21 protein-coding genes are annotated in these 26,002 nt (G+C 37.1%); 19 read left to right on the top strand and 2 right to left on the bottom strand.

Annotated elements, in window-relative coordinates:
• Positions 1 to 352 precede the first annotated feature (352 nt).
• The 13 genes from HMPREF0873_RS01865 to trmFO all read left to right on the top strand — a co-directional run bounded on the left by HMPREF0873_RS01865 (position 353) and on the right by trmFO (position 14,870).
• On the top strand, positions 353 to 718 hold the full coding sequence (locus tag HMPREF0873_RS01865; RefSeq protein ID WP_008713982.1) for a hypothetical protein: 366 nt from the start codon (positions 353 to 355) through the stop codon (positions 716 to 718).
• 27 nt (positions 719 to 745) lie between these two features.
• Positions 746 to 1,246, top strand: coding sequence for a hypothetical protein (locus HMPREF0873_RS01860; RefSeq protein ID WP_008713980.1), 501 nt, complete (start codon positions 746 to 748; stop codon positions 1,244 to 1,246).
• 359 nt (positions 1,247 to 1,605) lie between these two features.
• Positions 1,606 to 2,481, top strand: coding sequence for a glycine--tRNA ligase subunit alpha (glyQ, locus tag HMPREF0873_RS01855; RefSeq protein WP_038125365.1), 876 nt, complete (start codon positions 1,606 to 1,608; stop codon positions 2,479 to 2,481).
• 1 nt (position 2,482) lies between these two features.
• Positions 2,483 to 4,534 (top strand): glycine--tRNA ligase subunit beta, encoded by a 2,052-nt coding sequence (glyS, locus tag HMPREF0873_RS01850; RefSeq protein ID WP_038125364.1) that lies wholly within the window; start codon positions 2,483 to 2,485, stop codon positions 4,532 to 4,534.
• A gap of 166 nt (positions 4,535 to 4,700) precedes the next feature.
• Positions 4,701 to 5,087: a MarR family winged helix-turn-helix transcriptional regulator gene (locus tag HMPREF0873_RS01845; RefSeq protein ID WP_024061633.1), complete on the top strand. Its 387-nt coding sequence runs from the start codon at positions 4,701 to 4,703 to the stop codon at positions 5,085 to 5,087.
• A gap of 153 nt (positions 5,088 to 5,240) precedes the next feature.
• Positions 5,241 to 5,582, top strand: a complete 342-nt coding sequence (rplS, locus tag HMPREF0873_RS01840; RefSeq protein ID WP_004695921.1) for a 50S ribosomal protein L19 — start codon at positions 5,241 to 5,243, stop codon at positions 5,580 to 5,582.
• A gap of 184 nt (positions 5,583 to 5,766) precedes the next feature.
• Positions 5,767 to 6,672 carry a ribosome biogenesis GTPase YlqF gene (ylqF, locus tag HMPREF0873_RS01835; RefSeq protein ID WP_008713976.1) on the top strand — a complete coding sequence of 302 codons (906 nt, stop codon included), beginning with the start codon at positions 5,767 to 5,769 and terminating at the stop codon, positions 6,670 to 6,672.
• The gene (locus HMPREF0873_RS01830; RefSeq protein WP_038125362.1) at positions 6,665 to 7,462 is read left to right on the top strand and encodes a ribonuclease HII; all 798 of its coding nucleotides are present in this window, start codon (positions 6,665 to 6,667) and stop codon (positions 7,460 to 7,462) included. Before ylqF ends, HMPREF0873_RS01830 begins: the two co-directional genes overlap by 8 nt.
• Before the next feature lie 295 nt (positions 7,463 to 7,757).
• A complete protein-coding gene (locus HMPREF0873_RS01825; protein ID WP_004696986.1) occupies positions 7,758 to 8,156 on the top strand; it encodes a YraN family protein in 399 nt (132 codons plus the stop codon).
• A gap of 12 nt (positions 8,157 to 8,168) precedes the next feature.
• Positions 8,169 to 9,866, top strand: coding sequence for a YifB family Mg chelatase-like AAA ATPase (locus tag HMPREF0873_RS01820; protein ID WP_008713974.1), 1,698 nt, complete (start codon positions 8,169 to 8,171; stop codon positions 9,864 to 9,866).
• A 106-nt stretch (positions 9,867 to 9,972) separates the two neighbouring features.
• Positions 9,973 to 11,199, top strand: coding sequence for a DNA-processing protein DprA (gene dprA, locus HMPREF0873_RS01815; protein WP_008713973.1), 1,227 nt, complete (start codon positions 9,973 to 9,975; stop codon positions 11,197 to 11,199).
• Positions 11,189 to 13,564 (top strand): type I DNA topoisomerase, encoded by a 2,376-nt coding sequence (gene topA / locus HMPREF0873_RS01810; protein ID WP_038125361.1) that lies wholly within the window; start codon positions 11,189 to 11,191, stop codon positions 13,562 to 13,564. The genes dprA and topA overlap by 11 nt, the downstream gene beginning before the upstream one ends.
• The gene (gene trmFO, locus HMPREF0873_RS01805; protein ID WP_008713971.1) at positions 13,554 to 14,870 is read left to right on the top strand and encodes a methylenetetrahydrofolate--tRNA-(uracil(54)-C(5))-methyltransferase (FADH(2)-oxidizing) TrmFO; all 1,317 of its coding nucleotides are present in this window, start codon (positions 13,554 to 13,556) and stop codon (positions 14,868 to 14,870) included. Before topA ends, trmFO begins: the two co-directional genes overlap by 11 nt.
• 108 nt (positions 14,871 to 14,978) lie before the next feature.
• On the opposite strand, the gene lgt is transcribed toward trmFO, so the two are convergent.
• Entirely contained in the window at positions 14,979 to 15,803 is an 825-nt protein-coding gene (gene lgt, locus HMPREF0873_RS01800; protein WP_008713970.1) for a prolipoprotein diacylglyceryl transferase, read from the bottom strand.
• Positions 15,804 to 15,960: 157 nt separating this feature from the next.
• On the opposite strand from lgt, the gene HMPREF0873_RS01795 reads away from it, so the two are divergent.
• The 3 genes from HMPREF0873_RS01795 (at position 15,961) to HMPREF0873_RS01785 (ending at position 20,757) form a co-directional block, all read left to right on the top strand.
• Positions 15,961 to 17,643 (top strand): glycosyl hydrolase family 18 protein, encoded by a 1,683-nt coding sequence (locus tag HMPREF0873_RS01795; protein WP_008713969.1) that lies wholly within the window; start codon positions 15,961 to 15,963, stop codon positions 17,641 to 17,643.
• A 90-nt stretch (positions 17,644 to 17,733) separates the two neighbouring features.
• On the top strand, positions 17,734 to 20,202 hold the full coding sequence (gene leuS, locus HMPREF0873_RS01790; protein ID WP_008713968.1) for a leucine--tRNA ligase: 2,469 nt from the start codon (positions 17,734 to 17,736) through the stop codon (positions 20,200 to 20,202).
• 75 nt (positions 20,203 to 20,277) lie between these two features.
• Positions 20,278 to 20,757 carry a dCMP deaminase family protein gene (locus HMPREF0873_RS01785; protein ID WP_008713967.1) on the top strand — a complete coding sequence of 160 codons (480 nt, stop codon included), beginning with the start codon at positions 20,278 to 20,280 and terminating at the stop codon, positions 20,755 to 20,757.
• A gap of 160 nt (positions 20,758 to 20,917) precedes the next feature.
• On the opposite strand, the gene HMPREF0873_RS01780 is transcribed toward HMPREF0873_RS01785, so the two are convergent.
• Positions 20,918 to 22,147 carry an aminopeptidase gene (locus HMPREF0873_RS01780; RefSeq protein ID WP_008713966.1) on the bottom strand — a complete coding sequence of 410 codons (1,230 nt, stop codon included), beginning with the start codon at positions 22,145 to 22,147 and terminating at the stop codon, positions 20,918 to 20,920.
• A gap of 111 nt (positions 22,148 to 22,258) precedes the next feature.
• Between HMPREF0873_RS01780 and HMPREF0873_RS01775 the strand changes: the two genes are divergently transcribed.
• Genes HMPREF0873_RS01775 through holA form a run of 3 tightly spaced genes read left to right on the top strand, consistent with a single transcriptional unit; the run spans position 22,259 to position 26,002 of the window.
• Entirely contained in the window at positions 22,259 to 22,828 is a 570-nt protein-coding gene (locus HMPREF0873_RS01775) for a helix-hairpin-helix domain-containing protein (RefSeq protein ID WP_008713964.1), read from the top strand.
• Positions 22,785 to 25,013, top strand: coding sequence for a ComEC/Rec2 family competence protein (locus HMPREF0873_RS01770; protein WP_008713962.1), 2,229 nt, complete (start codon positions 22,785 to 22,787; stop codon positions 25,011 to 25,013). The genes HMPREF0873_RS01775 and HMPREF0873_RS01770 overlap by 44 nt, the downstream gene beginning before the upstream one ends.
• A gap of 11 nt (positions 25,014 to 25,024) precedes the next feature.
• Positions 25,025 to 26,002 (top strand): DNA polymerase III subunit delta, encoded by a 978-nt coding sequence (holA, locus tag HMPREF0873_RS01765; protein WP_038125359.1) that lies wholly within the window; start codon positions 25,025 to 25,027, stop codon positions 26,000 to 26,002.

Here is a 26,002-nt window from a genome sequence, read left to right as displayed (position 1 = left end):
TAGACTGATTAGTTTTGGAATATTTTTCTTTGTACTTTTTACGGATTTAAGGTTCTTAGATACCATAAATAAAGAATTTAAGTACCTAATTGAGTTTTTATTGTTATCATTTAGTACATACCTGTTTTCACTAATTTTTAAAAATAGTGATAATAAATGGATTTATTATTTATTTTCTCTATTTACTATATTGTTATTTTTAATGGCTATTTTGTTCTCAATCTAACTTTATATGTTACAAAAGCTTGTTATTAACTAGCGCCGCTGGATTTGATATCAATAATACGATAGGAAAATACCTTGATAAAAATACTAAGCAGATAAAAAAGTATATTAAGGAGAAAGAAGACGAATGGAAAAACAAATAGCAAGTATATTTTTCCTTTTAGGTTTTAACTATCTTATGATTAATTCTTGGGGTACTCGGAAGGGTATCTTCGTAGCACTCATAGGAAATTATTTCTTATTAAGTATTTTAATAGAATCATATTTTGGTTTACCTAAATTTATTGAGGACTTTAATGCACTATTTATGCTTGTAATCTGTATTTTAGGCACTTATAACTTATGGCATAAAAATAAAGCTGGAATACTAACAGAGTATGAAAAAAGAGGATGGATTTTGACTCGTACTTTCTTAGTATTATTTATTTTAGCTGTATTAGTATTTGCTTTAATTTTTATATTTATGGAGTATATTTATGGGATATACATTTAGACTGAGTTTTATTGTTTTAGAAGGTTCATGATATTCCGTTTTCAGTTAGTGGAAAATCTGTTAGAGAAAGATTATAGAATGAGCAAAAAATATTTATATTATATACTTACTTTTATAGTATCGATATCAATTTTAGGTATTTTTAGTTACTCTTTTAGGTATCAATGGTTTATAAACTCTATTGTTAATCAAAATCATAAACTTGGATTAAATCGTAATATAAAAGGTTTTGCTGCCGAATATCCTTATATTTATACTTATGGAGATTATGGAATTTTAATTATTAATACTTTACCTAACGGAAGTGTTAAGATTTTACCAAATTATAACGGGTTTACCTATATAGATGGGGCTTATAGTATTGATGATAGCAGTATACAGCGCTTAAAAAATGTGTACGGTGATAGACTACGTATTTATTCATCTATTGATGACTTTACTGAAGATGAACAATTGATAATAAATGAAATAACTAATATGCAACCTAAGAGATTTGATAAAAATGATTGGCTTTATAAATCTATTTAAATAAAAATGCTCAAAGAAAATAAAGTAGAAATTTTATAATAATTATTTTGTTTAGTGGATTTGACATTAATCCCTCTGTATTGCTACAATATTATGTATAATATATGCGATGAAGCAGAGTAGTAAACCTCTCTAGCGAGTGAGGATGGTGTAAGCTCACATTTGGTTGAAGGCGCTGTAGAGCATTGGCAGGAACGCAGGTATCTGTTAGTAAAGGCCAACATAGAAAAAAGAGGGCACAAGCCAAATAGGGTGGAACCGCGGGTATACTCGTCCCTGTAACGTTTTTCGTTACAGGGGCTTTTTTGTTTGTAACGAAATGGTTGATTTTATGTCGGTTGTGTAAAGTGGAGGCAGCAATGACATTTCAAGAGATTATTTTAAATCTACAAAAGTTCTGGAGCGATCAAGGTTGTATCGTTCAAAATCCATATGACATCGAAAAGGGTGCAGGTACAATGAACCCTGCTACATTCTTACACGCTATTGGTCCTGAACCATGGTCTGTATGTTATGTAGAGCCTTCTCGTCGTCCAGCAGACGGTCGGTATGGTGATAACCCTAACCGTTTGTTCCAACATCATCAATTCCAAGTTATCGTGAAACCATCTCCAGATAACATTCAAGAATTATACTTGCAATCTTTAGCTGCATTGGGCATTCTTGCTGAAGACCATGATATCCGCTTTGTAGAGGATAACTGGGAATCTCCAACATTGGGCGCTTGGGGCCTTGGTTGGGAAGTATGGCTCGACGGCATGGAAGTAACCCAGTTCACATATTTCCAACAAGTTGGTTCCATCGATTGTAAACCAGTTTCTGTTGAAATTACATACGGTTTAGAACGTTTGGCTATGTACATTCAAGGCGTAGAAAACGTATATGACCTTAAATGGAATGAAAACGTTACATACGGCGATGTTTGGCATGCCAACGAAGTTGAACAATCTGTTTATAACTTCGAATTAGCAGATACAGATATGCTTTTCAAATTGTTTGATATGTACGAAGCAGAAGCAAAACGCGTTTGCGAAGCTGGCTACGTATTACCGGCTTACGACTATGTATTGAAATGTTCCCACACATTTAACCTTCTTGATTCTCGTGGCGCTATTTCCATCAGTGAACGTACGGCTTTCATCGGTCGCGTGCGTGCATTAGCTCGTATTTGTGCCCAACAATACTTAGCTAAACGTGAAGAATTAGGTTTCCCACTTTTGAAAGGAGATAAATAAGATGGCAAAAGATTTATTATTTGAAATCGGTGCAGAAGAAATTCCTGCCGGCTTTATGCCAAATATCTTAGGTCAATTGAAACAATTGGCTGAAACAAAATTAAATGATGCCCATCTTCCTTTTGAAAGCATCGCAACATACGGCACACCACGTCGTTTGGCTCTTATCGTGAAAGGTCTTGCTGACACATCTGCTGAAATCAGCGAACGTCATAAAGGTCCTTCTGCATCTATCGCCTATGATGCTGACGGTAATGCAACAAAAGCAGCTATCGGTTTTGCTCGTGGTAAAGGTCTTGATGTAGCTGATCTCGTTGTAGAAGACGGCTATATTTACGCTGAAACTAAAACTGCAGGGGTTCCTGCAAAAGATATCGTAACTGATATGTTACCTCAATTGATTACAGGTCTCAACTTCCCTAAATCCATGCATTGGGGCAATTTAGATGCTAAATTCGTACGTCCTGTACGTTGGCTTGTAGCATTACTTGATGAAGAGGTAATTCCTGTAGAATTTGCTACTGTAAAATCTGGTAATGTAACACGTGGTCATCGTTTCTTAGGTGCTGATGAAATCACTATCAAAAATGCAGCATTATATGTAGACACATTAAAAGAAAACTTTGTTATGGTTGATCAAGACGCACGTCGTGAATTGATCTCCAAACAATTACATGATATTGCAGCTTCTAAAAATGCATCCATCGTTTGGGATGATGATTTATTAGAAGAAATTAACTATCTTGTTGAATGGCCTACAGCATTGTGTGGTGGCTTTGAAGAGTCCTACTTGGCACTTCCAGATGCAGCTATCATTACACCTATGAAAGACCATCAACGTTACTTCCCATTAGTTGACCAAGACGGCAAATTGTTGCCAATGTTCTTAACAGTTCGTAACGGCTCCGATCATTCTATCGAAGTAGTTCAAGCTGGTAATGAACGTGTATTGCGTGCACGTCTTGATGATGCTAAATTTTTCTTTAACGAAGACCGCAAGAAACCTATTATCGACCGTCAAGATGGTTTGACTAAAATTGTATTCCAAGAAGGTCTTGGTAACTTAGCGGATAAAACTGAACGTTTACTTAAATTGGGCCGTGTATTTGGTGAAGAATGTGGTTTACAAGAAGATGCAGCTGTTGTGTTAGAACGTGCTACAGAGCTCGCTAAAACTGACCTTACAACAGGTATGGTTACAGAGTTCACTGAATTACAAGGTGTAATGGGTAAAGAATACGCTTTACTTGATGGTGAATCTCCTGAAGTAGCAGAAGCTATTTTCGAACAATATTTACCACGTTTTGCAGGCGATGTATTGCCTCAAACTGAAGCAGGTAAAGTATTGTCCATCATCGATAAAGTAGATAACATCGTTGCCACTTTCAGCCGTGGCCTAATTCCTACAGGCTCTCAAGATCCATATGCATTGCGCCGTCAAACAATTGGTATTTTGAACATCTTGCTTGGTAGCGAATGGAATATCAGCTTACGTCCAATCTTCAAAGCATCTATGGAATTGCTTAATGTACCAGCTGAAAAACAAGACGAATTGCTTGGCCAAGTAGAAGAGTTCTTCACACTTCGTTTGAAAAATATCTTCCTTGATCGCGAAGTTCCTCATCATGTAATCGACTTGTTGTTGTCCAACAACGAATTGTCCGTTGCTGATGCTGAAGGGCTTGTAAATGCATTGTTAGCAAACCGTATCGATGAAAACGTTGAGCTTGTTCAAGCCTATACTCGTATGTACAATCTTGTAAAAGATGTGGAATATACAGGTGTTAATAGCGACTTATTGAAAGAAGACGCTGAAAAAGCACTGTTCGAAGCTGCTTCTAAAGCATTTGAAGCTAGCCTTGCAGCATGGGAAGCTGGTGACTACGCAGCTGTAGTAGCAGTTCCAGCTACTTTAGTTCCAGCCATCAACAAATTCTTTGAAGATGTAATGGTTATGGATAAAGATGAAGCTATTAAAGCGAACCGATTACAACTCGTTCGTTTAGCGTACAACGTAATGGCTATTATTGGCGATATTAGTGCATTAAAATAACATATTTCAGTAAAACTTAAAAGTTTTACAATGATATACAGGAGAAGAGGTACCGTGCGTACCTCTTTTTTGCTTTTACGAAGAATATGCAAATTTTATGCAGGATTTTTAGAGACTATGGCGAATACTTTATAATATACAAAGTTGTATGAGGAGATAGATGATTATGAATCATGATGAATTATATAAAGCCTTATGTAAGGTGCCAAGCGGCAAAGAAAAGTCTCGTGATAGAATTATTATTGAATTATATATGCGTTCTCAAGGAGCATCACAGAAGCAGTTAGTAGATGCTCTAAATATGCGTCCCGCTACTGTGTCGGAGCAGACAGATATTCTCATTGAATTGGGATATGTTACAAAACATATTGATTATATGGATAAACGTATATCTGTAGTCACCTTAACAGATGAGGGGAAACGGTTAGGCAAAACTCTTCTACATACATATAACGAATTTCTTAATGTAATGTTCTCTGATTTATCGGATGAAGAACAGGAGAATTTATACCGCTTATTAGGTAAGTTAAAACGACCAATAATACGTAAATAATACGTAAATAATACGTAAATATTTGGATTATTAAAATAATATAGAAAATACTTGCTAACAGTACGTGATTTATGATACTATATTGCTGTTAATTTGAGACAGTCCGCTGCCTATAAGGTGTAGGTATTGAATGTCTGCAAACAGGAGGAAACAATGAACATTATTAACGTACTTGAACAAGAACAACTTCGTACAGACATCCCTACTTTCCGCGCTGGTGACACAGTTCGCGTACACGTAAAAGTAGTGGAAGGTACTCGTGAACGTATCCAAGTGTTCGAAGGTTTGGTAATTAAACGTCAAAACGGTGGCGTACGTGAAACTTTTACAGTTCGTCGTATTGCATCCGGTGTAGGTGTAGAACGTACATTCCCACTTCACAGCCCACGTTTAGCTAAAATCGAAGTTATGCGCCGTGGTGTTGTTCGTCGTGCTAAATTGTACTACTTACGTAACCTTACTGGTAAAGCTGCTCGTATTCGCGAAAAACGCTAATGTTCATAAAAGGCTGCCGTCGGCAGCCTTTTATTTTTGCTAAAATTAGATATAAATAGTTCTATTTTATTATTCTATGAATTAAAGAGTTATAATAGAGGAATATAGAGCTGTAAAAAGATAAATATAAAATATACTAAGTATCTCTATTAGATGTATATAAAGTATATAGAAAGGATATAAAATGGCAGATTCACCTATCGTACATTGGTTCCCTGGGCATATGGCGAAAGCTACTCGTATGATTACAGAGTATATCAAGAAGGTAGATGTAGTTATCGAGTTATTAGATGCGCGTATTCCTCGCTCTAGTGCGAATCCTGTAATCCTTGAACTCGTTGGTCAAAAACCACATATTGTACTGTTAAATAAAATTGACTTAGCTGATCCTAAAGCCACAAAGGAATGGACTGAATTCTTTACTAAACAAGGCATTACAGTATTGGCTATCGATTCTAAATCTGGCAAAGGCAATAAAAAATTACTATCTACCGTAGAACGTCTAAGTAAACCTATCATTGATCGTTGGGTAGCGAAAGGTATTCGCAGTCGTTCTGTTAGGACTATCATCTTAGGCATTCCTAATGTTGGTAAATCTACATTGATTAACTCTTTAGCCGGTTCTGCTGCAACGCGTACAGCTAATAAGGCAGGTCATACACGTGGTCAACAGTGGGTTAAGATTGGTAAAAATCTTGAATTGCTTGATACACCAGGTGTATTATGGCCAAAATTAGAGGACCAACGTGCAGCGGCTCGCCTCGCTATGACAGGTGCCATTTCCGATGATGTTTATGATTTAGAGCATGTTATAAAACAACTATTAAATTACTTATTGACGAACACGCCAAATATTTTGGTAGAGCGTTATAAATTAAAAGAAGAAGAGATGACCGATGTTGATACGATTCTTGAAAGCATCGGACGTCGTCGAGGTTGTCTTGTAAGCGGTGGCATTGTAGATTTTGACAAGGCTCGCCGTATTATTTTGCAAGACTACCGCAATACTAAGTTAGGTACAATTACTCTCGATCAAGTTGATGAAGAACCGTACTACCCTGCAGATGGTGAGGAGAGTCATAATGGATAAGGATATATTTTCTAAGTTAAAAGTAGCAGATATTAAAGCTCTCTTTCAAACTGAACAAGCTTTAGAAATTTTGTCTTTTGCTCAAGAGGATACTCGTAGTTCTGTACAGAAATTGGCTGCTTCTTATATTAAGCGTCAAGAAAAAGAGTTAAAAGAACAGCAACGCCTCATGGGTATGTATGACTATGAAGGCATGTTCTATGATCAAGGTATCTATCATGTGGCTGGAGTCGATGAAGTGGGGCGTGGCCCTATTGCGGGCCCTGTAACGGTAGCTGCTGTTATCTTGCCACCTATGACATTAATTCCGGGGCTCAATGACTCTAAAAAACTAACAGAGGAAAAACGGGAAGCACTCTATGATATCATCATGGATGAAGCTGTTGCTGTTAGCTGTATTTTCTACGGTCCAGAAAAGATTGATGAACTCAATATTTATGAAGCAACGCGACAAGCGATGTATGAGGCTATTCGTACGCTCAGCGTACCAGCTGAAGCAGTAGTAGCCGATGCTATGAAATTGCCTGATTTGAGGATTCCCGTTGAATCCATCATTAAAGGTGATAGCAAAAGCGCTAATATTGCTGCTGCATCCGTCATTGCAAAGGTTACGCGAGATCGATATATGAAGAGCCTCGATGATGAATACCCTGGCTATGGCTTTGGTATTCATAAAGGTTACTATACGGAATTACATAAAGAAGCTATCGAGCAACAAGGGGTAACACCGCTTCATCGTAAGAGCTTTGAGCCTATTAAATCTATTGTGCGTTGGGTTAAATCTGAGTAAATCTTAGTTATTTATATATGGGGAATAGATTTATTTTATGATTCGACTATTAAGTTAATTCCTATAGTCGTATTAGTTTTATTCGTATTATCACATTATAAATTGCATATAGTTTATAACTGTAAAGAGGTTCCTATTGGTCACCTATGTGACTATTAGGAACCTCTTTTGTATTTACTTTTGTTACCTCCATAATTTACGCTACAAGTAAGTATTACCTGTTGAAAGATTAATATAGTATAGATATTAAATTCTATGAGTTGTTGTTGCAGATACACCTTATTAGGAGGTATATATGAAAACGATTAGTACTGGTAAAGCTTTTAATGAACTCGATTCAAAAGAACTGGGCAAATGGGGAGAACGAGTAGCTACCAATTATATTGAAAAAATGGGACTTACGGTAGTAGATACAAATTATCGAACCCGTTTAGGCGAAATAGACATCATTGCTAAACGTGATTTAGTCTATCATTTTATTGAAATTAAAGCTCGCCGAGGTATGCAACATGGACTAGCACGTGAGGCAGTTACCAAGAAAAAACAAAAGCATATTAAACGAGCTGCCATGTTGTTTCTATATGATCTAAATCAAAAAAAGCGCCGTTGGAAGGAAATATCCTTTGATGTAATAGAGGTGTATTTACACGAAGACTTTCAAAGTTCTATTCATTATTTACCACAGTGCTTTTAGTGAGGTCAGTTTATGTACGCAAAATTATATGGAGCCACCTTGCACGGCATTGATGGATGCATCATTACTGTAGAGGTCGATATATCACAAGGTTTGCCGGTTTTTGATATCGTTGGTCTACCTAATCAATCGGTTAAAGAGGCTCGTGAACGAGTGCGAGCGGCCATTAAAAATAGTGGCTACGAATTTCCAATGAGACGTATCGTAGTCAATTTAGCACCTGCCACAATTCGTAAAAGTAGCGCTGGACTCGACTTAGCGATTGCTTTAGGGATTCTGCTTGCATCAGGACAGATAAAGGGGCGTAAAGCAAAGATTTCGGCTTTATTTGATAAGAGTCTGTTTATGGGAGAGTTAGCGTTAGATGGTTCGCTATTACCAACCTTTGGGACTTTAGCTATGTCGCTAGCAGGATTAGATGCTAACTATTCAAAAGTTTATACAAGTATTGAAAATAGTAAAGTGCTACAAGCTATTCCTAATTTAACCATATATGGTGGATCATCACTACAAGAAATTATTACTATTTTAGAGGAACAAGCTAAGCCAAAGGTAGTTGATAAAAATAAACAAATAAGTATCAAAACAGAACATGTAGATAAACATAATATCAATAAATCAACTCTAGAGTCTATGCCATTAACTGGAACCAATGAAAATCTATATACAATGAGTAAACAGCACGTAAGCGCAATTAGTAATAGTTGTGTTGATACGTCTGTCACGGATGAAAGTATAACTATAAAGACTATTCAAACATATACAGTTGATTTTGGCGATGTACAAGGTCAAGAGTTAGGAAAACGAGCCATGCTCATCAGTGCTGCAGGTCATCATCATTGTATTATGATAGGACCTCCAGGTGGGGGTAAAACGATGATGGCCGAACGATTGCCTACCATATTGCCTCCTATGAATTGGAATGAAATCGTTGAAGTGAGTCGCATACAAGACGTTATTGGGTTACTCGGTGATAATGGGCTTGTTACATCTAGACCTTTTAGACATCCTCATCATACGGCAACTCTGGCTAGTATGGTAGGTGGAGGAATACAGGGGCGCCCTGGAGAGGTAACACTAGCTCATGGAGGCGTATTATTTATGGATGAGGCACCTGAGTTTCAACGTCAAGTAATTGATGCATTACGACAGCCACTAGAGTCTAGGACTATTACTATAAATCGGGCTCAAGGAAATTATATATATCCAGCTAATTTTATTTGTATTCTTGCGGCAAATCCTTGTCCTTGTGGTTATTACCATGATCCCCATAAGGAATGTGTCTGTACAGAAACGATGGTTAAAAACTACCAGCAACGGTTATCAGGGCCGATTATGGATCGTATTGATTTACATATTCCCGTTGAGAGACCGACCCTTGAACAGCTGTTAGATACATCAACTTCAAATATGACGAGTGAAAGTATGAGACAACAAGTTATCATGGCTACTGCTATGCAGCAAAAACGATTTGAAGGTTTTGACTTTAATTCGAATGGAGCAGTTCCTCATAAGGCAATTAGTGAACTATGCAATATTACAGATAAGGCCTGGAGTGTTTTAGGCAATATATTTGACCATTTTCATTTAAGTGGGCGAGCTTTTGATCGCATATTAAAGGTGGCTCGTACAATTGCTGATTTAGAAGAAAATCCAAAAGTAGAACCACATCATATTTCTGAAGCAATGTTATTTAGAACTGGCAAATAAAGTAATTATCTTATAAATTTAGTAGTTGTTTATTTGCCAAAAATAGTTGTTTAATTCTATATAAAACTAAGGCTTATATACATAGAAAGAATTACTAGGTGTTTATATGATTAGATACGATGACAATATTTATATTGCAGGATTACAAAGCTTATACAATGTTGGAGCCACATATGTAAGGCGATTTATAGAGGATTTTGGATCCCCTTATGATGCGTGGCAAGCTATTAAGAATGTAAAAAACTTAAAATCTTATACACATATTTCTGCATCTGATAAACGTGCTATTTCAACATCGGCTAAAGATGAGAAGTTGGATTATATTATCCATAAAGTAGACGAATACCAGATGGATTTTACTACCTTTTTAGACAAAGACTTTCCGTCTATTTTAAATCATATATATAATCCGCCAGCCATTTTATTTATGAGAGGTAATCGGGCACTCTTAGATGGACGATTAAATCGCATTGCTATTGTTGGAGCAAGGAGTTGCTCCTTATATGGCCGGAATGTGGCGAGAATGCTCGGCAAAGAATTGGGTAAATACAGTACCATTATTGTCAGCGGTGGAGCTCGTGGTATAGACTCACATGGTCATGAAGGCCTTCTAGCTAGTCAGGGGTATGGAATCATTGTTATGGGATGTGGTTTAGATATTACCTATCCTCGAGAAAATGCAAAATTATTTGATCGTATGTTACAAAATAATGGGTTACTTCTATCCGAATACCCGCCGGGTACACCGCCGTCCGCAAAACATTTCCCAGCACGGAATCGTATTATTAGTGGATTATGCAGAGGTGTTATCGTAGTGGAGGCCAAGTCCAGTAGTGGTTCTTTGATTACGGCAGATATGGCGGTTAGTGAAGGTCGAGATGTATTTGTGGTACCATGTAATCTATTAGACCATACGGCTGATGGAAATAAATTTCTAATGAGAAATGGTGCATATGTACTTACTGGGTATGAGGATATAGTTGAACAATATCATTTAACATTGCGGGAATATTTTTCTAGTGAACAAAAATTTTTACCAACAAGGAATAATGAAAATAAAGGTGTAAAAGATAGCGTTCAAATAGGGAATCATAGTCAAAGTGTTGATAGAAAAGGGTGCTCTATGTTAAGCTTTAATGTGGATAGGAGTGTAATATTGAGTGAAATACCTCATGATCGATGTATTACGGTTAGTGATATTTTGAAAGCTACTCGTATTCCATTACAACAACTACAGCCCTTATTACTAGAGTTAGAAATGGAAGGGGCTATAGAGAATCATCCGCCGAGAGGCTATATTAATATGACTAGGAGTGATATACTTGTCCATTAAACGATCTATCGTTATTGGCGAGCCGAAAGCAGCTAGTACTAGTAATGACACAAAAAAGAAAAATACTAAGAAAGAAAGTACTACGATAAAGCGTAAGGTAGCTAAGGAAGCCCTTACTCCAATGGGGATTGTACGGGATAAATCTGTACTACAAACTTCAGTGCCACCGGAGCAACGCGAACCTCGCGTATATAATCCTGATGGCAAAGTATTAGTAATCGTAGAGTCTCCTGCTAAATCTAAAACAATTGAAAAATTCTTAGGTCCCAACTACGTTGTAAAAGCGAGTATGGGCCATTTACGAGATTTGCCTAAATCTCAAATGGGCATCGATATAGAGCATGATTTCACGCCGCGCTATAGTAATTTGGTAACACGTAAAAAGGTTATTGATGAACTAGTTTCTTATGCTGATGAAAGCAGTGCCGTATTGCTCGCAACTGACCCTGACCGTGAAGGGGAAGCTATTTCTTGGCATTTAGCGTACATTCTAAATGTAGATCCTACATCTACATGCCGTATTACGTTCAATGAGATTACTAAAAATGCGGTAGCAGAAGCATTAGGTTCTCCACGTACTATCGATATGAACATGGTAGATGCTCAACAAGCACGCCGTGTATTAGACCGTATCGTAGGCTATAAATTGAGTCCTTTATTATGGAAAAAGGTTTGTAAAGGCCTCAGTGCAGGTCGTGTGCAATCCGTTGCAGTTCGACTTATCTGTGAAAGAGAGCGAGAAATTCAAGCTTTCGTGCCACAAGAATATTGGACTATTGAAGGCAATTTTGAAACGCCTAAAAAAGAGGCTTTCACAGCGGAATTAACCCATATTAAAGGTGAAAAAATCGATATTACTACTGAAAGTGATGCACAAGCCATAGTTGATGCTATTGGCAATGAAGATGCAGTAGTGACTAATATTGAAAAGCGCAAGCGTTCTCGTAAAGCGGCACCTCCATTTACAACATCTACCTTGCAACAAGATGGTGTGCGTAAATTGAACTTTGGTGCTAAGCGTACGATGATGATTGCTCAACATTTATATGAAGGTTTAGAAATTGGCTCCTATGGCCACGTAGGTTTGATTACATATATGCGTACAGACTCTACGCGTATCTCTAAAGAGATGCAAGCTATGGCTAAGGACTTTATTCTTCGCAATTATGGGGAAGACTATTATCCGTCTAAACCAAATGTGTACGGCTCTAAGGGTTCTGCACAAGATGCGCATGAGGCTATTCGTCCTACATCTCTCGAGTTAACACCTAAAATGGTGGAACCATTCTTGAGTCGTGATGAACTTAAGCTATATACGTTGATTTGGAATCGTTTTATGGCTAGCCAAATGGCGCCGCAACTAAATGAATCCACAACGATAGAGTTGAATGTAAAAGATGACTATACATTTAAAGCGACTGGCTCTCGTGTTATCTTCCCAGGTTTCAGTACCGTTTATGAAGATGCAAAAAAAGAGGATGTACCTCAATTACCTGTTTTAAAAAAGAATGATGCTGCCCATACGGTAGAGGTATTGCCTGAACAACATTTCACACAACCACCTCCACGTTACTCTGAGGCGAGTCTTATCAAGACATTAGAAGAACTCGGCATTGGTCGCCCTAGTACATACGCACCAATTCTAGATACTATCGTAAGCCGTAACTATGTGGAAAATACGAATAAACAATTCGTGCCTACAGAGCTAGGCTTTGTGGTGGTAGATTTCTTGATTGCATACTTTGAAAAAATCATCAATACTGGCTTTACCCGTGATCTAGAAGAAGAACTAGATGCTATTGCGTCTGGCAAGGATACGTATGTAAAAGTATTATCTGATTTCTACGAGGTCTTTGCGCAAGAGCTAGAAGATGCAAGTGACGTAGACCGCATTGAAATTGCATCTATGGAAAGTGATGAAATCTGTGAACTTTGCAATAGCCCAATGGTATATAAATTTGGTCGCTACGGTAAGTTCTTAGCATGTTCTAACTTCCCGGAATGTAAAAATACTAAACCTATTACAGTAGGAACTGGTGTAACATGTCCTAAATGTAAAGAAGGGGAAATCGTAGAACGCAAGTCTCGTCGTGGGCGTATTTTCTATGGCTGTAATCGATACCCACAATGCGACTTTACATTATGGGATAAGCCAACTCATGATTTCTGTGAAACATGTGGTTCTATAATGGTTGAAAAGACATATAAAAATGGTACAGTTAAAAAGTTCTGTTCCAATGAAACTTGTCCTACTAGGCCACCAAAGAAAACAAGAAAGAAAAAAAGCGAAGCTAGTGAAGAAACTGTAAAAGAATCTAAAAAGTCTAGCAAAGCTAAAAAAGAGGAAACTACAATTGAATCATAAAAATGTTATCGTTATTGGTGCAGGCCTTGCAGGATCCGAAGCAGCTTGGCAGCTTGCTAACCGAGGCATTCATGTAGACTTATATGAAATGCGTCCTGTTAAGAGTTCTCCTGCGCACCAAACAGATCAATTTGCAGAGCTCGTATGTAGTAACTCGTTGCGCGCTGGTAATATTGAAAATGCGGTAGGTCTTTTGAAAGAAGAAATGCGTCGTCTCGGTTCCATCATTATGGAATGTGCCGATGCAACTGCTGTTCCTGCAGGTGGTGCTTTAGCCGTTGATCGTCATTTATTTAGTGAAATGGTGACGAAAAAAGTAAAAGGTCATCCTAATATTACAGTTCATCTAGAAGAGGTCACTGAACTTCCTACAGAAGCAACTGTTATTTTTGCATCTGGTCCGCTTACATCTGAAGCATTAGGAGATAAGATTAAGGCCTTAACTGGTGAAACAGGCTTTTACTTCTACGATGCTGCTGCACCTATTGTAACGGCTGAATCCTTAAACTATGATAAAGTTTTTGCTGCCTCACGTTATGATAAGGGCGATGCGGATTATCTTAACTGTCCTATGACCGAAGAAGAATATAAAGCGTTCTGGCATGAGCTTACAACGGCTGAAGCCGTACAACCAAAAGATTTTGAAAAGGAAATCTACTTTGAAGGCTGTATGCCCGTAGAAATTATGGCGAGCCGTGGGGAAGATACATTGCGTTATGGGCCCTTAAAGCCTGTGGGCTTAGTGGATAAACGCACCGATGAGGAATCTTATGCAGTTGTGCAATTGCGTAAGGAGAATAAAGAAGGTACCATGTTTAATTTGGTAGGCTTTCAAACTCATTTAAAATGGGGCGAGCAAAAGCGTGTATTCGGTATGATTCCAGGCCTTGAAAATGCCGATTTTATTCGTTATGGTGTTATGCATCGCAATACGTATATCAATTCTCCTGAGTTATTGAATCATGCATTCCAGCTTAAAAAGGAACCGCGTTTATTCTTTGCTGGTCAAATGACTGGAGTTGAAGGTTATTTAGAATCTGCTGCTAGTGGTCTAATGGTAGGCCTACAAGTAGACCGTTACTTAGAGGAACAACCATTTATTGAGTTTCCTAAGACGACGGCTATCGGTTCCCTTAGTCACTATATTTCTAACTACGAAGGCTCTAACTTCCAACCGATGAATGTCAACTTTGGCATCATGGATCCATGGCCTCAAAAAGTACGCAAGAAAAAAGAAAAAAATGCACTGATTGCAAATCGTGCTTTAGAAGAACTGGATGCTCTAAAAGCTAAAGAAAATTTATAAGAAATAGCCTTTTAAGAAATAGTTTTATTTCAAAAAATAGTAAAAGTCCTACATTCATAGGTAAAACCCATGAGTGTAGGACTTTTTTGTTAAGTATTTTTGTATTTATTATTTACGTTTTTTAGTTTTTGTTGTTGATTCTGTAGCTACTATAACAGCTTGATTTTTCTTTTCAAGATAGCCTAGATAAATGAATACACAGATACCTACAATGATGGCTATTAAACTCGTCATTTGAGCAGATTTTAAACCTAGCGTTAAGTTTACGTAATCGCCACGTAAGAACTCTAAGAAGAAGCGAGCCGTAGAATAGAGAATGGCATATAGTACGAACACTTGGCCCTTAGCATGTTTGAAAGATCCAAATAATAGAAGGGCTACAAAGATGAGAATATCAATTTGACCTTCCCATACTTCGGCAGGCCAAAGCGGCTGATTACCGTAGGTGCGATAGGCAAGGGTACTTTCAGGATAGATAATACCATAATTACCACCCGTAGGATGACCGAAAGCATCACCGTTTAAAAGGTTTGCCATACGGCCTACCGATTGAGCTAAAATCAATGCAGGGGCAAATAAATCGGCAAAAGCCCAAAAGTCAATTTTGTTTTTACGAAGATACCAATAGCCAGCAATTGTGCCTAGTACCACGCCACCTTGAATGGCCATACCTCCTTGCCAAACAAAGGGAATTTCTAATAAATGATTACCGTAATAATCCCAATCAAAGAAGAATACGTCCCATAGACGAGCACCGATGAGACCAGCTACGGCTACAGTAATGGAAAAGTCGATGATGTGTTCATGCCAACCGCGGCCATCCTTTTTCAAAAGTACATAGGCAACAGAGGCACCACAAATGATAGCCAAAGCTAACATGGTACCATAGGCTCTAATAGGGAAGTCCCCTATGAAAAATAAATATTGATGCATACAAAACTCCTTATGTGATAATTTTTTATTAGTACATAAATTAAATTATAAATTACATATATCCTTCATGCAAGAAAAGAGATGAACTATATATAATATGGTATAATATAGAGATTGGTATTGTATCCCAGTATGGGACCTAGAATTAGGAGAGTACATGATTCGTAAATCTACTATTATAAAATCATTAACAGCTTTAGTAATGTCTGCATTATCTAGTACAATCGTACAAGCAGAGGTATTGGTACCATTAGATCAATTTTTAGCCACTACTACACGTCATTACGAAGCAAATCAATATAAAACAGCATATACAGTATATATTCCACAAAGTGAATTACAAGGTGATACGGTTATTTTAAATCCTGCAGCCGTAGGTGAACCTGTTAAATTGCCCATTACCAAAAAAGATGGTATATCCTATGTAGATATTGAGTCTGAGCCAGCTATGCTGGGTGTTAGTTATACAAAAAATAATGGTCAACTTATTTTAGGACCTGCACCAGAAGCATCTACGGTGAAAGCACCTTATACATTGCAAACACCATTGGCTTGGGCTTTTGATCCATGGACAACAGAGGGAATTCCGTATCAGGCAAAACTCAATACGAGTGGTGATAATATTATTTCTCCAAGTTGGTTTAAATTGCATAGCTTAGGTTTAGAAGCAAGTTCAAATGTAAATATTGATTATGTGAAAGCGTATAAGGATAAAGGCTATCATATTTGGCCGTTAATTACTAATCGGTTTGACTCTAATTTTACAAGTGGTATTTTGTCGGATCAATCGGTATGGAAGAAATTTGCTCATAACCTTGTTCAATATGCCTATATATATGGGTTTGATGGTTATAACTTTGACTTTGAAAACATTAATTATGCTGATCGTGATCGTTTAACAACATTTGTAACATATTTGTCTAATCATTTACATCAGTATAATATTAAAACTTCTATCGATGTGACTGGCTATTCTGATAGTCCAGAATGGTCATTAGTGTATAACCGTAAAGCTTTGGCAGATACAGTAGATTATGTAGTTCTTATGGCGTATGACGAAACTTGGGCTAAGAGTACTACTGCAGGTCCTGTTGCAAGTTATCCTTGGGTCCGTAGCCATACAGAAAGAATGCTATCTGAAGTTCCTTCTCAAAAGTTAATATTAGGCGTACCATTCTATATGCGCTTATGGCATGAAACGAATGGTTATGCAAAAAGCGAGACATTGGCTATGAAGAATACAAGTAATTACTTTGCTAATTACAGAGATAAAATGACTTGGGACGATCGATTAAAGTTATACTATTTATCTATTCCAACAGCTTCTGGTTCAGATCGTATTTGGTTTGAAGATAATACATCGTTAGGCTTAAAACTTGATCTGGTAAAAGAATTACACCTTGGTGGGTTTGCAGCATGGCGTAAAGGGTTTGAAGATATTTCTACGATTACTATGATTCAAGAAAAAGACTTAGGACGTGGTATTCCTAAATCTCCTACAGCAGTTGTTCCTGAACCTGTAGTTCAAGAAGCTAAACCATTAACAAAGCTTGAACAATACAAATTACGCTTAGAAGAAAAAGAAAAAGAAAAAGCAGCTAAAGCGGAAGCAAAACGGAAAGCTAAAGAAGAGAAAGAAGCTGCTAAACGCAAAGCAAAAGAAGAAGTTGAAAAAGTAAAAGCTGAGAAAAAACGCTTAGAAGAAGAGGCTAAAGCTAGAAAAGAACACAATAAACAAACTGTTAAAGAGCAAAATGATTTATATACTAGTCATAGTTCTGATCAAAATACAAGCCCTAAAAATGATTTAATAAAAACTATTCAAGTCGTAAAACGCTAGTGTTTGACTGCTTTTACAGTACGTAGTAAAATAAAAATATTAATTATAAAATGGCAACCTATGAGGTTGACCATATGAGGAGGCCCCTACATGAACGAAAAGTATGTAGCCCAAGATATTGAAAAAAAGTGGCAACAGTATTGGGAAGATAACCATACATTTAAAACAGAATATGATGAATCTAAAGAAAAATACTATGTATTAGAAATGTTCCCGTACCCATCTGGTAACTTACACATGGGTCACGTGCGTAACTATTCCATCGGTGACGTAGTAGCTCGTTTCAAAAAAATGAAGGGCTTCAACGTGTTGCATCCAATGGGCTGGGACTCCTTTGGTATGCCTGCTGAAAATGCGGCTATCAAACATGGTATTGCACCTAAAACATGGACTCTTGATAATATCGAGAACATGAAATTACAACAAAAAGCTCTTGGTTTGTCCTACGATTGGGACCGTGAAGTAGCGACTTGCAAAGAAGATTACTATAAATGGACTCAATGGTTCTTCCAACAATTTTATAAAAAAGGCTTAGCGTACAAAAAAGAAGCTAAAGTAAACTGGTGTGAAACTTGTCATACTGTATTGGCAAACGAACAAGTCATCGATGGTGTTTGCTGGCGCTGTGATAACCCAGTTGAGAAAAAAGACTTGTCTCAATGGTTCTTGCGCATCACTGAATATGCAGATCGCTTGTTAACTGATTTGGATACTCTTGATCACTGGCCACAACGCGTTAAATTGATGCAAAAGAATTGGATTGGCCGCTCAGAAGGTACGGAGTTTTCCTTTGAAGTACCGTCTATTAATGAACGTGTATCTGTGTATACGACCCGTGTAGATACAATTTATGGCGTAAGCTATGTAGTACTGGCTCCTGAACATCCATATGTAGAACGCATTATTGAAAACGCTCCTAATAAAGCTGAATTAGAAGCTTTTATTACACGTATGCGGAATATGAGCGATATCGACCGTACATCTACAGAGGCACCTAAAGAAGGTATGTTCACAGGCTCTTATGCAGTAAACCCTATGTCTGGCGAACAAGTACCGGTTTGGATTGCTAACTATGTATTAGTAGACTACGGTACAGGCGCTGTAATGGGTTCTCCTGCACATGATGAACGTGACTGGGAATTTGCTCATAAATACGATTTGCCAATTAAACAGGTTGTAGCTTGTGAAGGCGAAGAATATAGCCTTGAAAAATGGCAAGAATGGTACCATGAAGATGGCATTCTAGTTAACTCTGGCGATTATAACGGCCAAACATCTGCAGAGGCTCGTAAAAATATTACAGCTTCTCTTAATGAACGCGGTATTGGTGAAGGTAAAGTAAACTTCCGCCTTCGTGACTGGTTGATTTCTCGTCAACGTTACTGGGGCGTGCCAATTCCTGTAGTATATTGTGAAAAATGTGGTGAACAACTCGTTCCTGAAGAAGAGTTGCCAGTACGCTTGCCAGAGAATGTTAAATTTGAATCTGGTGCCGTATCTCCATTAGCTACATCTGAAAGCTTCCTAAATACTACATGTCCTAAGTGTGGTGGCCCTGCACGTCGTGAAACAGATACAATGGATACATTTATCGATTCTTCTTGGTATTTCTTGCGCTATGCAGATGCTAAAAACGATCAAGCTCCATTCGATAAAAAAATCGCTAACTACTGGATGAATGTAGACCAATATATCGGTGGTATTGAACATGCTATCTTGCACTTGTTGTACTCTCGATTTTTTGTGAAAGTTATTCACGACTTAGGTCTTATCGAAGCTAACGAACCATTCCGAGGCTTATTGACGCAAGGTATGGTTCTTAAAGAAGGCAGCAAAATGTCTAAATCTAAAGGTAATGTAGTTTCTCCAGAAGAAATCATCAATACCTATGGTGCAGATACTGCTCGTTTGTTTATTCTATTCGCGGCTCCTGTCGATCGTGACCTTGATTGGTCTGATCAAGGTGTTGAAGGCTCTTACCGTTTCTTAGGTCGTGTATGGCGTATCATTGATGCGTATAACGAAGAAGCTAAGAAGAATGTAACCGGTGAACTTACAAAAGACGAATTCGGATTACGTCGTGAGTTACACCGTGTCATCAAAAAGGTTACGGAAGACTTAGATAATAATTTCAACTTTAATACAGCAATTTCTGCAATCATGGAACTTGTGAATGCTATGTACGCTCATAAGGACAAAGCAGAGACTATCAATAGCGCATTAGCAAATGAATTGACTCGTTCCTTATTGCTTCTTTTAGCGCCATTCGTTCCTCATATTACAGAAGAGTTATGGCATGAATTGGGTGAAGCTACATCCATTCATACTGAAAATTGGCCTGTATACGAAGAAGCTGCGCTTGTAGTAGATGAAGTAGAAGTAGTATTGCAAGTAAATGGTAAAGTTCGTGATAAACTTACTGTTTCCGTAAATATTACAAAAGAAGAATTAGAAACATTGGCCAAAGAATCTAGCCGTGTTCAAGAATTTATAGAAGGTAAGAATATCGTAAAAGTTATTTACGTACCTGGTAAACTTGTAAATATCGTTGTTAAATAAGGATATTCTATTTGTTTAATATTGTAAGCCCCCAACTACATAGGTAGAAGGGGGCTTATTTTAAGTGAGGTAATTATGGCAAAACGTAGCGATTATATTTCCTGGAATGAATACTTCATGGGTGTTGCCATTTTGGCAGCACAACGTTCTAAGGATCCAAATACACAAGTTGGTGCATGTATTGTTAGTAATGATAATAAAATCTTGTCCATTGGTTATAATGGTATGCCTTTGAATTGCAGTGATGATGATTTCACATGGGAACGTGATACAGCTGATGATAATAAGTATTTCTATACCGTACATAGTGAACTGAATGCAATTTTGAATTATCGTGGCGGTTCTTTAGAGGGCTCTAAAATATATGTAACGCTTTTCCCATGTAATGAATGTGCGAAAGCCATCATTCAAAGTGGTATTAAAGCCGTTATCTATCGCGATGATCTCTATAAGGATACAAAAGAAGTAAAAGCATCCAAACGGATGTTGAAAACCGCAGGTGTAGACATTATTGAATACAAATCTACAGGCCGCACATTGAATATTACATTGTGATATAATAATTTTTTACCACTAATAAGAGCCCCTATATACGCTTGTATATAGGGGCTCTTTTATATGTAGTTTTCTATTATAAATTGATATCAACCAGATCCGTTAGATTGAACGTACAGTTTTTACTATCATCCAATGTAGGATTACACTGTAGTCATGTTTATACTTGTAAACGGCCATCAATCATAATGTCTACTTCTTGGCCATCACGAGTGTAGCCTTTAATATTCATATGTTCATCACCAATCATAAAGTCTACATGTGTTAAGGAGTAGTTAAGGCCACGTTCTTTTAATTCTTCTTCAGATAAACCATCACTATTTTTGAGGCATGTAGGATAAGATGCACCAATCGCTAAGTGGCAGGATGCATTTTCATCAAACAATGTTTCGTAGAAAATTTGGTTAGATTGGCTAATTGGGCTGAAGTGGTCCACCAAAGCAACTTCGCCGAGGTAGTGGGAGCCTTCATCGGTTTCTATTAACTCTTTTAATACTTCATAACCTTCTTTTGCAGTATAATCAACGATTTTACCTTCTTTGAAAGTAAAGGAGAAATCAGAAATAGTATTGCCATGGTAAATTAAAGGTTTTGTGCTGTATACAATACCATTAACACCATTATATTGGGGTGCGGAGAAAACTTCCTCTGTAGGAATATTGGCATTAAAAATAGTGCCATCTTTTGAAGATTCTTCACCACCTAGCCATATATGACCTTCTGGTAATTCTAATAAGAGGTCAGTACCATTTTTACAAGTATAACGCAATGCCTTTAAGTCTAATTTATTCAATGCTTCACAGCGGTGACGCAATTTTGCCATGTGATGACGATATGTGTCTTTCGGTTCTACACCTTCAATACGGCAAAGTTTTAATAGGGTAGCCCATAGTTGTTCAATTTTCTCTTCATCTGTACCTTCATAGCCAAGTAAATCTGCCCATAGAACAGTTGGTACAGAAGCAACGCACCACGTAACAGAGGACTTCATAATCGCTGTATGGTAGAAGGATAAAGCTTTATTTAAGTTGCGAGATTGTAGTGAAATACGATTTGTTGGAATACCTTCTAACGCTTTTGGATTCGCACTAATCAAAGATAAGAAAGCGGCCTTATCATCGATGTATTGCTTGTAGAATTCAGGAATCCAGTTAGCCGGTCTTTGTAATACAGATTCCTTAGCATGTAATAAACGTTGACGAGCGATTGGAGAACATCTCCAGTTGAGGACAACCTCTTTGGCACCTAATTCATATGCTTCTTCTGTGACGATAACTGCAAAGTCTTTGTTTTCCACATCTACAGAAATAACAAGAGTTTGATCTTCTTGTAAATTTACGCCATATTTTAACAAGGTATGGGCGTATTTTTTTAATGTTTCTTGATTCATTGTATCTCCTTATATTTGACATCAATTATGAAACTCCTGCTGGTGTGACCAATAGAGTCAACGATAGGAGTTTACTTTTTCATAGGGAATTCCTTCAGTAGGAGGTGCACTATGAAAGTAAAATTGAAGCCATATATGACAATTATATTAATCCTATGTGTTTTAGTAGGAATTTATTTCCTATGGCCTATTATAACAGATGAAAGCGATTCTGTCTTAGTTGAAGGAGCAATAGATGGAAATTCTTCTATATCAACTGTTGAACAAACATCCAACAAACCTATAGCTTATATTACGGGCGCCGTAGTTTCACCTGGTTTATATGAGTTTGAAAGTAGTGCTACTGTAGGTGATGTAGTTCAGTTAGCAGGTGGGCTATTACCTTATGCTGATGTAGAATCAGTTAATATGGCAAAGTCGGTTAATGCGGGAGATCATATCCACATAGTATTTAACTTCCACGGCAATCCAGAGGTTTTATTGCGCGGTAACAAAATTAATATCAATACAGCTTCTGCAAAAGATCTTGATGCATTACCAGGCATAGGACCCGCTATGGCAAAAAGAATTGAAGAGTATCGTTCACAAAAAGGACCCTTTACATCCGTTGAAGGTATCAAGGGGGTGAAGGGCATCGGTGATGGCGTATTTAAGAAGATTAAAGATAAAATTACAATCTAAATTTAGGAATACAGAACGAGCGTTTGAGGAATCAATCTTCAATACTCAAGTTTTAGTTAATACAAAGCCATTTATAACTTATAGCCAATGGGCACATACTATATTGGGATCTATAATAATTGGCACTATATTAGGATATGGTAAATATTATCCCGTACTTAGTCAAATGCATTATATTTTTGCGATTGCTTTAGCTATTATTGGTGTAACTGTTATTAAAATAATGCAATCTTATTGTAGGTGGCGTTTATATGCCAATTTATTAATATTAGTTTTTGCTGCAATGGGATTATCCTATTATCATACAGACTTACAAATTATTAATTATAGTAGCTATACATCATACTATTTACAGCAAGAAGGAGAATATCTAGGTACTGTTGTATCATCTCCTGAAATAGTAAATCTAGATGGACAGGAATATTACAAATATAATGTAGAGTTACATGGATTACATCCCTATAAAGATTCTGCTAAAAATGACTATATTAAGGCACAGGGTCGATTACAGATTTACTCAAAGGTATCTGCTACAAAGTATTCAATACGGCTAGGGGAACAAGCAATAATTGAAGGTACACCAAAAAGCTTATTTCTCATTGAAGAGGAAGGACGCATTAATCTTAGAGGCAGATATATGAGCTCTAATACAAGAGGTCGAATCTATGATGGTGTATATCGATCTGCTACTAATAAAGATTTACAAGCATTCCACTTTAAAGAAACATTTTCTGAAAAACTATATGGAAAAAGTTTATATTTATGTGGTCAAATACGAGAATCTATTGAAAAAAATATTGCTAGTAATCTAGATGGTCCACAAAAGGTATTAGCACAAGCCTTATGCTTGGGTGGTCATTATAGTGAGCTAGGGGAAAAGCGAATGAAAGATTTTGCTTATACGGGTCTCATCCATATTTTATCTATCTCTGGCTCACATATTGCACTGCTATTAGCCTTAATTTACGGTTTAGGAAGACTCGTTAAATTAGGGAAGCGCACATGCTTAATTTTAGGTATATTAGTAGCTTGTATATATTGCTGTATCGTTGGTGGAGATGCACCAGTTATACGTGCAACGATGATGAGTATACTCATGTGCATGGCTTATGTAAAAGGGCGATTATATCAAGCTAAACAGGCTTTATGTATATGCGCTATTCTATGTCTTGTATATGATCCATTCTCTTTGTTTGATGTTAGCTTTCAACTATCCTTTGGTGCAACCTATGGTTTACTTATATGGGGAAAGGTACTATATGAACGGATACAATGGCTACCAAAATGGATAAAAACACCGTTAGTGTTATGTGTATCAGCACAGTTGCTCATCTTGCCGCTACAGCTGTATTACTTTCACTATATTAGTATTGCTAGTTTGTTAGCAGCTTGCATAGTAGCACCTATATTAGATATATCCATCATTTTAATCTTTATAAGCACTGTTATTAGCTATGTAATGTCTATATCGTTTCTATGGTCTTTGATAGATGCACTATTACGCATATCGTTATATTTAAATCATGTCTTAGGGCGTAGTGGTAGTTTACTTTGGCTTGGTATGATGCATCTTTATTGTGTTTATGTATATTATGCTTTACTAGGTTTGTTTACGTACTTTTTGACACATAAGAAAAAGTATACTGTATATGTAGTGATGTCTTTATTATGCATGGTTACAGCCTATGGTGTTTCATACTATGTGACTCATCATCACAAGAATACGTTAATCCATTATATTCCTATGAAACAGTGTAATGTGCTGCTGTGTATAGCACCAAACCATGAACAGGCAGATTTGTTAATCGATGCACCAGATTATATTAAAACGATGCCTAATGAAAGACTAATTAATCAAACTATTAGAGCCTATGGCATAAACCCAAAAATGGTAAAGGTTAAGTACTTTCATAGTAACGGTGCTTCAAGTGTGGTATATAAAAATGGTATGAATCAAATAGTTGTATATAATGGACAAAGTAGAGAAAAAAATCTAAAATTAAATGATAAGACTAATGTGTTATATATTACGAGCCGATCTAGTGTAATGCGTGAAATCAGTCGTATTTCACCGCGTAGTGCGGTTCTGTTTAGTAGTCCTCATGGTGCTTTACGCGATGTGGATCCATCAACAGAACATATGTATATAATGGGATATAGCTATATTAAAGATATCTATCTGTGAAAGGAGGAAACATGGCACATATTCAACTCATCTATGGCGACGAGCCACAATTAATTGAAGAAGAAAAACGCAAATTTTTAAGTGCCTATCCCGACATTCCAGTGACCGTATTAGACGATGAGGCAGGTCCACAGAAGATAAGCGAAAAACTTTGTGAAGACTCACTTTTTGGCGATCAAAAGGTATTCTGTTTAGTCAACTTGCCTATCATTCGTAAAAGTGGCAAAAATAGCGATGCTTGGGTTCCGTTATATGAGCTCATTATGGAATATGATGGAGATAATCCTATTGTTTTGATCTATCATGACATGATTGATAAACGAATTAAGCAGAATAAAGAGATTTTAAATAAAATACCAAATCGTGAATGCAAGCGCCTTGAAGGGGCAGACCTTGTCATGTGGATACGTCAGTACTGTACGTCTAACGGCTTTAAAATGACGCCTGATGCGCAGGAATATGTGGCTCATCTCATTGATTTGTGGCAAGAGGTACCTGTTTCTTTTATGAGAACTGAGTTTGACCGATATTTTTTACAAATTACTGGGGAAAAGGTTATTACCAAAGAATTTCTCGAAGAAAACGGTAGTGACTATGGAGCCAAAAACATTTTTACTTTTAAAGAGGCTCTATTAAAAAAAGATATCGATACATTACTTGAACTATTTCCATTTATGTTCGGCTATAAAGAATTAGACCGTGCTATGAGCTATATTGAGGGGCAATTACGTTTACAGTTGTTAGTTAGCGAATGTCGCCAAGCGGGTATGTCTGTTCAAGCCATACAAAACTTATGTAAGGATTATGATTCGTCATTTAAACCATATCCGATTAAGCTAGCTTACGAGGCGAGTCCGAGAATTTCAATTAAGGCTCTACGAGCTTTATTAAAAGGGCTTTATGAGATTATATTAGATAGCCGTGGCAGCAAGGGCGATATTTGGCGATTTAGAGATTTATGTATTACCTACTGTGGGTATAAGGGATAA

Origin of the sequence: Veillonella sp. 3_1_44, from assembly GCF_000163715.1 — a bacterium.
GTDB lineage: Bacteria > Bacillota > Negativicutes > Veillonellales > Veillonellaceae > Veillonella > Veillonella parvula_A.
Note: the sequence above shows the minus strand (reverse complement) of the source record. Positions and strands in the feature narration are given on the sequence as shown.

Bases quoted from the DNA above. Each gene is read 5' to 3' on its own strand.
- rplS (WP_004695921.1), top strand. From the start codon at position 5,241: ATGAACATTATTAACGTACTTGAACAAGAACAACTTCGTACAGACATC.
- HMPREF0873_RS01785 (WP_008713967.1), top strand. From the start codon at position 20,278: ATGGCAAAACGTAGCGATTATATTTCCTGGAATGAATACTTCATGGGT.
- glyQ (WP_038125365.1), top strand. From the start codon at position 1,606: ATGACATTTCAAGAGATTATTTTAAATCTACAAAAGTTCTGGAGCGAT.
- lgt (WP_008713970.1), bottom strand. From the start codon at position 15,803: ATGCATCAATATTTATTTTTCATAGGGGACTTCCCTATTAGAGCCTAT.
- HMPREF0873_RS01820 (WP_008713974.1), top strand. From the start codon at position 8,169: ATGTACGCAAAATTATATGGAGCCACCTTGCACGGCATTGATGGATGC.
- HMPREF0873_RS01775 (WP_008713964.1), top strand. From the start codon at position 22,259: ATGAAAGTAAAATTGAAGCCATATATGACAATTATATTAATCCTATGT.
- glyS (WP_038125364.1), top strand. From the start codon at position 2,483: ATGGCAAAAGATTTATTATTTGAAATCGGTGCAGAAGAAATTCCTGCC.
- HMPREF0873_RS01830 (WP_038125362.1), top strand. From the start codon at position 6,665: ATGGATAAGGATATATTTTCTAAGTTAAAAGTAGCAGATATTAAAGCT.
- HMPREF0873_RS01865 (WP_008713982.1), top strand. From the start codon at position 353: ATGGAAAAACAAATAGCAAGTATATTTTTCCTTTTAGGTTTTAACTAT.
- holA (WP_038125359.1), top strand. From the start codon at position 25,025: ATGGCACATATTCAACTCATCTATGGCGACGAGCCACAATTAATTGAA.
- HMPREF0873_RS01860 (WP_008713980.1), top strand. From the start codon at position 746: ATGATATTCCGTTTTCAGTTAGTGGAAAATCTGTTAGAGAAAGATTAT.
- HMPREF0873_RS01845 (WP_024061633.1), top strand. From the start codon at position 4,701: ATGAATCATGATGAATTATATAAAGCCTTATGTAAGGTGCCAAGCGGC.
- leuS (WP_008713968.1), top strand. From the start codon at position 17,734: ATGAACGAAAAGTATGTAGCCCAAGATATTGAAAAAAAGTGGCAACAG.
- HMPREF0873_RS01795 (WP_008713969.1), top strand. From the start codon at position 15,961: ATGATTCGTAAATCTACTATTATAAAATCATTAACAGCTTTAGTAATG.
- dprA (WP_008713973.1), top strand. From the start codon at position 9,973: ATGATTAGATACGATGACAATATTTATATTGCAGGATTACAAAGCTTA.
- HMPREF0873_RS01780 (WP_008713966.1), bottom strand. From the start codon at position 22,147: ATGAATCAAGAAACATTAAAAAAATACGCCCATACCTTGTTAAAATAT.
- ylqF (WP_008713976.1), top strand. From the start codon at position 5,767: ATGGCAGATTCACCTATCGTACATTGGTTCCCTGGGCATATGGCGAAA.
- HMPREF0873_RS01825 (WP_004696986.1), top strand. From the start codon at position 7,758: ATGAAAACGATTAGTACTGGTAAAGCTTTTAATGAACTCGATTCAAAA.